This is a genomic window from Parafilimonas sp. (assembly GCF_047606085.1).
Taxonomy (GTDB): domain Bacteria; phylum Bacteroidota; class Bacteroidia; order Chitinophagales; family Chitinophagaceae; genus Parafilimonas.
Genome location: NZ_JASGEX010000215.1, coordinates 1 through 7,240, shown reverse-complemented (window position 1 = coordinate 7,240; position 7,240 = coordinate 1). Strand labels below are relative to the sequence as shown.

The 7,240-nt window shown below is 42.6% G+C and carries 5 protein-coding genes; 2 read left to right on the top strand and 3 right to left on the bottom strand.

Annotated elements, in window-relative coordinates; genetic code table 11:
- Positions 1–312 precede the first annotated feature (312 nt).
- Positions 313–2,229: a DNA primase gene (dnaG, locus tag QM629_RS19200; RefSeq protein WP_415161527.1), complete on the bottom strand. Its 1,917-nt coding sequence runs from the start codon at positions 2,227–2,229 to the stop codon at positions 313–315.
- Positions 2,230–2,666: 437 nt separating this feature from the next.
- Here dnaG and QM629_RS19195 point away from each other — a divergent pair, with 437 nt between their 5' ends.
- Positions 2,667–3,032: a hypothetical protein gene (locus QM629_RS19195; protein WP_415161526.1), complete on the top strand. Its 366-nt coding sequence runs from the start codon at positions 2,667–2,669 to the stop codon at positions 3,030–3,032.
- Positions 3,033–3,185: 153 nt separating this feature from the next.
- On the top strand, positions 3,186–4,070 hold the full coding sequence (locus tag QM629_RS19190; RefSeq protein WP_415161525.1) for a DUF6263 family protein: 885 nt from the start codon (positions 3,186–3,188) through the stop codon (positions 4,068–4,070).
- Positions 4,071–4,228: 158 nt separating this feature from the next.
- Here the strand turns inward: QM629_RS19190 and QM629_RS19185 are convergent, their stop codons facing one another.
- Entirely contained in the window at positions 4,229–5,707 is a 1,479-nt protein-coding gene (locus QM629_RS19185) for a trehalase family glycosidase (protein ID WP_415161524.1), read from the bottom strand.
- 10 nt (positions 5,708–5,717) lie between these two features.
- Positions 5,718–6,839, bottom strand: coding sequence for a hypothetical protein (locus QM629_RS19180; protein WP_415161523.1), 1,122 nt, complete (start codon positions 6,837–6,839; stop codon positions 5,718–5,720).
- Positions 6,840–7,240 lie beyond the last annotated feature (401 nt).

Sequence of the window (7,240 nt, the reverse complement as noted above, 5' to 3'; positions counted from 1 at the left end):
GTCGGGGGCATCTCATACTTAGCGTGTAACAATCTACATTTTATAAAGTCATCCTTGCTTATACAGCATGATTATGAGATTCCCGCCTTCGCGGGAATGACGTGCAGGAATGTGAGATCATCTTACATTCCTATAAAGCAGGTGCAAACAGCCAATGCACAAATTCATCCTGTGTTTACTATAATTAACAAATTTTAAAACAATATCAAGAGCAGCATAGCGGCTTGCTGTTGCTGTTTTTTATGTCAGCAAATAATTTAGTTCCGTTTTTAAAATAATCAAAATTTTTACTTTGCTGCGAATAGAATTGAGCTATTTCAAAATAACGGCGCCAAGCTGTTGCGTAATTTCCCTTTCTATGCCTTTAAGGTAACGGTGCACCTCCATTAATTGTTTGGTCTCGTCCCAGTTGGCTGATTTCTCAATATCGTGCTGGTTCTGCTCAAACATCTTCTTTATTTTATGCAGCTTAAAATAATTCAGGCTCATCGTTACATCCTGCAGGCTGTTGTCAACATTTGAAACCTGCATGTTCTCCAGTTTCTCATCCCATCGCTGGCTTAATTCAAAAGGGAATAAAGTTACGTTTACAACAAGGTTTCTTATCCTTTCATCTTCATGGTACAGCAATGTTTTGGCAGAAGGCTGCAGGCCCTGCACATAATAATCATGGTAGGTGCTGTAGAGGTAAACCATATCCGGGCTGTCAAAGCCAAATTGCTCCAGTTCTTTAAAAATATGTTCGGCAACCGTATGGTTATCATCCCAGCCTTTTAAACCGTATTCCAGCAATACCCGCAGTATATTTTTTTCCTGCGCTTCATCGGGATGAAATAATAATTCGTTTGTGTTTTCTTCAGCAGGCTTTTCTTCCAAACCCGTAATAGGCGCAGCCTGTTTCTTTTCTTCCTTCGCTACCTTATCGTGAATAAATTTATTCACGAGGTTTATCAGCCCGCTTTCATCTATTTTCAAAGCAGCAGCGCATTCATGTATATAAGCCTGGCGGCGCGTAAAATCTTCAGCCCGGTTTAGCCTGCTTAAACTTTCAGCCACCTGGTTTACCGCATCATTTTTACGGGTAATATCGTTGCCGGCTTCTTTCAGCAAAACATCGAGCTGGAAAAGAATAAAATCTTTCTTGTTTTCGGCTATAAACTTTTTAAAAGCATCAGCGCCCACTTTCTTTACATAACTGTCGGGGTCTTCCTTATCGGGAATTAAAACCAGCTTTACGTTCAGGCCTTCTTCCAGCGCCATATCTAAGCCGCGCATGGCAGCCTTTATGCCCGCAGCATCGCCATCGTAAATTATGGTGAGGTTGGCTGTATATTTTTTTATGATGCGCAGTTGGTCGGTGGTAAGCGAGGTGCCGCCGCTGGCCACCACGTTATCAATGCCCGCCTGGTGCAGGCTGATGACATCGGTATAACCTTCCACCAGCAAACATTCATCCTGCTTATCAATGGAATGGCGGGCAAAATAAGAGCCGTATAAAATTTTACTCTTTATATATACCTCATTTTCCGGCGTGTTGATGTATTTCGGCGCCTTCTCAGCTTTGCCAATTACACGGGCGCCAAAGCCGATGATCTTTCCCGTATTGTTATGAATGGGAAAGATGATGCGGCCGCGGTAGTTATCCAACATTTCATCATTGCGCTCAACCAGCAAACCGCTCTTCAGCAAAACTTCTTTATTGAATTGCTGCTTCAGGGCGGCGGTGGCAAACGCATTCCTGGCCTGCGGGTTATAGCCTAACTGAAAATGCCCGATTATTTTTTCATCATAACCGCGTTCTTCCAGGTAGGCCATGGCATGCGACTGGCCTTCTTGCGTATGCAGCAATTGTTCTGTAAAAAACTTTTGGGCAAAATTGTTTAAGGCGTGCAGGCTTTCTGCCGCCTGCTGCATGGTGCGGGCTTCATCGCTTACCTCTGTTTCCTGTATTTCTACGTTGTAGCGCTGGGCCAGCCATTTTAAGGCTTCGGCATAAGAATATTTCTCATGCTCCATCAAAAAAGTGATGGTGTTGCCGCTTTTGCCGCAGCCAAAACATTTATAAATTTCCTTTGACGGAGATACCGTGAACGAAGGCGTTTTCTCGTTGTGAAAAGGGCAGTTGCCGAGATAATTCGCTCCGCGCTTTTTCAGCTTTACAAATTCACCAATCACATCAATTATATCAATGCGGTTTGTAATTTGCTCTATGGTTTGTGGAGAGATCATTTCTTGCTGAAACGCCAAAAGTAATGTGCCTGCACTAAAAAATACAAAAGTATTGCCCTGCTAATTTTACAGCTTTGCCAAAAGAATTGTTATATTGCATGTAAAGATTATTGCTTGCTTAATAAGCACGCTATCCTATAAAGAAGGATGCCCATCCTATAGAAGAAGATGCTAATCTTATAGAAGAAGACGTTCATCTTATAAAGAAAGATGCAAATCTTATAAAGAAGGATGCAAATCTTATAAAGAAAGATGCAAATCCTGTAAAGAAAGTACCGCATCGTATAAGCCGAACATAATAACCTATAACCAGGAACGGGCATTCTAAAAAGCATAATGTAAACACCAAAACAGCACACATCAATACCAAAAAGCAAAAACACCATTTTTCCCGGTATAAACGCGCTCTATTTTTTTAACATTAAAAATTAATCATTATGGCAAAAAATGAAACCAAAAGGCTAAGCCCTTCTAACATTGCCGCAGACCAGACTATTTTTTCTGTGCTGCAGGGCATAAGCACTTATCAGCCCTCCAACGCGGCATATTCCATACAGGAAGGTGAAAACAAGCTTGCTGCATTAAGCCAGTTGCAAAACACGGAAGCACAGGCGACCGCAGCCCTAAAATCGGCCAGGGACAATACCGTTACTGCCGAATGGGATTTTCACAACTACATCCTGGGCGTAAAAAATCAGGTTATGGCGCAATATGGCGATAGCAGCAATGAAATTCAAAGCCTGGGCTTAAAGAAGAAAACAGAATATAACAAACGGGGCAAAGCCGCGGCCGCCAAAGCCTGAATAAAAAGCGCCCGTTATGGGCGTTTTTTTGTTTTTTTTAGATATAGCCGGAAAAGAAACAGTTGCCCTGAAAAATCACAAGCAACCCTTCCCGTTTTGCTTTAAATCAAACAAAAAAAATTGGCTTACTATTGCCATTCAAAATTCAATAAAATGAAAAAATTATTTGCAGCGTTTGCTATTGTGTTGTTTATGGTTATGCAGGCGCCGGCTCAAAAGCCGGTTGATCTTAAATTTAATTTAAAAACGGGGGAAAGCTATGATTATGCTTTAAACATGAACATAGAAACAAAGGGCAATATGGGCGGCCAGGATATGGACGTAAAAAATACGGTAGGTATATCGTATCTTTTTAAGAATACAGGCGATAGCGCCGGCTGGAAAAAAATAGCTTCCACCATTACAAAGATTGCCATGAACATAAATGTTGCCGGCATGAATATAAATTATGATTCTGACCAGCCGGCCGACAGCAGCGATATGATAAGCAGCGTGCTTGGCAAAATATTTGGCGCCATGAAGGGCGGGCAATTTATGTTTACCATCAATGAAAAAGGGGAAGTGGGCACTGTAACCGGTTTTAACGAAATGATGCGCAAGGTTACGGAAGCGGCTTCTTCAGCGGGCCCGATAGGAAATATAGGCAATGCATTTAATGAAGAGAACTTTAAACAAAATATACAACAATCTTTCGGCGCTTATCCCGGCAAGCCTGTAAAACCGGGCGATACCTGGACGGGCACTTTACATTCCAATAGCGGCGGCGCTGAAATGACATCAAACAACACTTATACGCTTGAGTCGGTTGATGGCAAGACGGCTACGGTAAAGGTAGATTCCAAAATCACCTCGCCAGACTCAAACGCCAACGCCACCATTAACGGCACTTCGGCAGGCAGCATAAAATATGATATTCCTTCAGGCATAGCGGTTGATGGCGATGTAGATACCAAACTGGATATGAACATTACCCAGGGCGGCCAGTCAATACCCATGACAACGGATATTCAGATGAAGATAACCGGAAAGAAGTCTTAGAGAGTTTACGGGTTTACAAGTTTACAAGTTCACGGGTTTACGGGTTGTTGCAGTTGTTTAAAGTTTAATGTATAAAGTTGGGTTGAGTGGCTGCAATTAACTCGTGAACCTTTGGAGCTCGCGAACTTGTGAACTTCTGGAACCCGTGAACTATTGAACTATTTATACGTTTTCAAAATTTTCAGCAGCACGCCGTTGGTCCAGCCAAAGCCATCCTGCGAAGGGTACTCGCCGCCGCCTGCCGTGAGATGGGTATCAATTACATTGTATTTTTCCATCAGCCTGCCTGTGCTCCGGTAAACTTTTATGTTAAGCGCCGCCCATTTTTTTGCTATCAGGGCGGCTAAATTCCGCTTACCATAATTAGCAAGCCCTTTTATGGTTATCCAATGCAGGGGCGCCCAGCCATTCGGCCAGTCCCATTGCTGCCCTGTGTTGATGAGGGTGGTTACAAGGCCGCCATCTTTTAAAAAATCGCCATGCACCACAGCGGCAGCCTTATCTATATATTTTTCGGGCGGAATGAAAAAGAAAAAGGGCGTAAAGCCGGCCAGTGTTTTTTGGTTATTTAATTTCTTTTCGCTGATAGTATAATCATAATACCAGCCATCTGCTGCATTATAGAAATATTTATTGATGGCTTTGCGGCGGCGCTCAGCCTTTTCATCATACACATCGGCCTCTGCGGCATCGCCGTTAAGGGTAAGGCCTCTGCAAATGGTGGCTTCAAGATGGTAGAGCAGGCAATTCAGATCAACTGCAAGCAGGCTGGTAGTTTGAATGGTATTAAATGTTTTGCCATCTTTAAACCAGCGCCCGCTAAAGTCCCAGCCGCTTTCGCAGGCAGCGCGCAGATCGCGGTAAAGCTGGCTGGCATCGGTACATGCTTCTGATAAAGCAGAATCCTGCCAGAAAGCTTCCGGGCGGGGTTTGCTTAACTGATCGTAATAACGGTTAAGCACAGTGCCGTTATCTAATTGAACGCAATGTTTGGTAGGATATGTTTTATCCATCCAGTAATCGTATTCTTTCCGCATGGCAGGCAGGTATTTTTTGTAAACCTCATCGCCTTTGTGCACGGCCAGCAGTTCTATCATGCAGGAAAAATAAGGCGGCTGGGAGCGGCTGAGAAAATAGCTGCGGTTGCCATTGGGAATAAAACCAAATGTATGGATGAGACAGGCGAAGTTATCAATCATGTTTTCAATTATCTCCCACCGGTTGCTTTCCGCAAGCCCGAGCATGGTGAAATAAGAGTCCCAGTAAAACACTTCACGAAAACGGCCGCCGGGCACGATGTAAGGATAAGGAAGCGGGATAAGGGAACTGCCTTTTACCGCTTTATCAGCGCTTCGCTGCAATACATTCCAAAGCTCCTCAATATGATCAGCTATGCCGGCCTTCTTATTTGTATGATAGCCCGGCGATGAAGCCGGCGGAATGGTAAAATGGTCTTCTACAAATTTTTTTACAGCTTCATTGGAAGGATGGGTTGCGCACAGTTTTTCATACCCGGAAAGAATGCTTTCAATGCTACTGTTAGGCGTGCAGTCCACAAAAGTTTTGTTATCAGGAAATATTTTTTTTAGCTGCACATCCCTGAACAAGCGCTGGTATAATTCATCCGGCATTTGCATAGCAGCCCTGTTACTGATCAGCAAATTTAAAATAATGCAGTATTTCCAGCAGCGCTTCAGGCGTAAGCGGCTTTTCCAGGTCTTTTTTTACCGTATCAATAATATCGTTTATTTCATCTGTTTCATCTTTTATTCTCGCTTCTGCGCTTTTATGCGGGTCATCCATAAAAATAAAACCGTTATCCATCCTAAGGCTTTCAAACAACTGGCTTGTATAACTGGCGCGGTTGGCATCCACCCTTTTTTTAAGCATTTTATTTAACCGCTTCAATTTATCGAGCGTATAAAATTCAGTATTGTTAAAAGCATCCCCGCTTTTTTGCTCCATAAAAGCTTTAAGCTGCAGCATGGCATAGAGGTCATTGTTGTTTTTGGCTTCAACCAACTGCTGCATTAAATGATGTTTCTGCTGTTTTAGTTCTTCGTCGGATTCAGTATCGGGGTGAATTTCTTTTACAAGCATCTTATACAATGCATGAATATCAGTGTGCACATTTTCTTTTTCTGCAGGCCCGGGCGCAAAAGTATTTTTCATCTTTTCTTCGTTGCTCCGGAAAAAATCGTTCAGGTCAAAATTTTCCGAAGCAATGCTTTCAGGGTTAAAGCCGGCGCCTTCCATTATATTTTGCAAGGTTGTTTTATCTTTTTTGTTTAACAGCCTTACCTGTTCATTCGTTTTCTCGCGCAGTATCTGCATGAGTGTTTCATTGTACGGCGCCACTTCATCCAGGAAGGCGATCATAAATTCTGTATATAACCTCCGTTGGGCCTTGGTAAGTTTTGCCTGTGCAACAACGTTTTCCATCCGCTGCGCCATTTCCAGTTTCAGTAAAGCGCACTCCATCATTTTCGGCACCACTTTTTGCTGAAATAACCGTTCATATTTTTCTTCATTCCGTTTTTCTTCCTTTTCAGATTGCTCATGTTCATGTATTTCTTTTATCAGCCTGTTAAACCGGCGCATTTCTTTCTCCAGCGGGCTGTCGTTTTTCGATGCCTTCTTTTTGGGCACATACAGCAACGGCATTACGGCATGCACAGTTCCCGGATCATTTTTATCCGTAAAAGCCTGCTGTTCTTTCTTTAACTGCTCTATTTCATCCATATTAAAAAGAGAAATAACTTTTGACATAGCTATGAATGTTTTGGGTAAAAATAGCCGCTTTTAAAGCACATTTATTTCATGTGCAAAACATCTTTATAAGATTAGAAGCTGTTTAAAATTTTTTCGCACGGAGAACACCGGGCCGGCAGAGACGCTTCATTACGGCTGTTTACGCTTTTGCTCTGTGCGAAAAATCGCTAAATCCCTGTAAAGAATTAAATTTTCAAACAGCTTCTTAGGGAGAATGATGTGGTTATCTGTAACTCCTGTAAAATAATTTACAGCATATTGGCTGCTGATTATTAACGTGAGTTCGGGATAAGCGATATGTTTAAAGCTTGCAGACAGACCTCACCTAAATCCTCTCCAAAGGAGAGGACTTCCGACACCCTAAAACTCATAAAACATGCAAAAAATCATGTTTTTTC

Coding starts and splice junctions, on each gene's coding strand:
- dnaG (WP_415161527.1), bottom strand. CDS start 2,229: ATGATCTCTCCACAAACCATAGAGCAAATTACAAACCGCATTGATATA.
- QM629_RS19195 (WP_415161526.1), top strand. CDS start 2,667: ATGGCAAAAAATGAAACCAAAAGGCTAAGCCCTTCTAACATTGCCGCA.
- QM629_RS19190 (WP_415161525.1), top strand. CDS start 3,186: ATGAAAAAATTATTTGCAGCGTTTGCTATTGTGTTGTTTATGGTTATG.
- QM629_RS19185 (WP_415161524.1), bottom strand. CDS start 5,707: ATGCAAATGCCGGATGAATTATACCAGCGCTTGTTCAGGGATGTGCAG.
- QM629_RS19180 (WP_415161523.1), bottom strand. CDS start 6,839: ATGTCAAAAGTTATTTCTCTTTTTAATATGGATGAAATAGAGCAGTTA.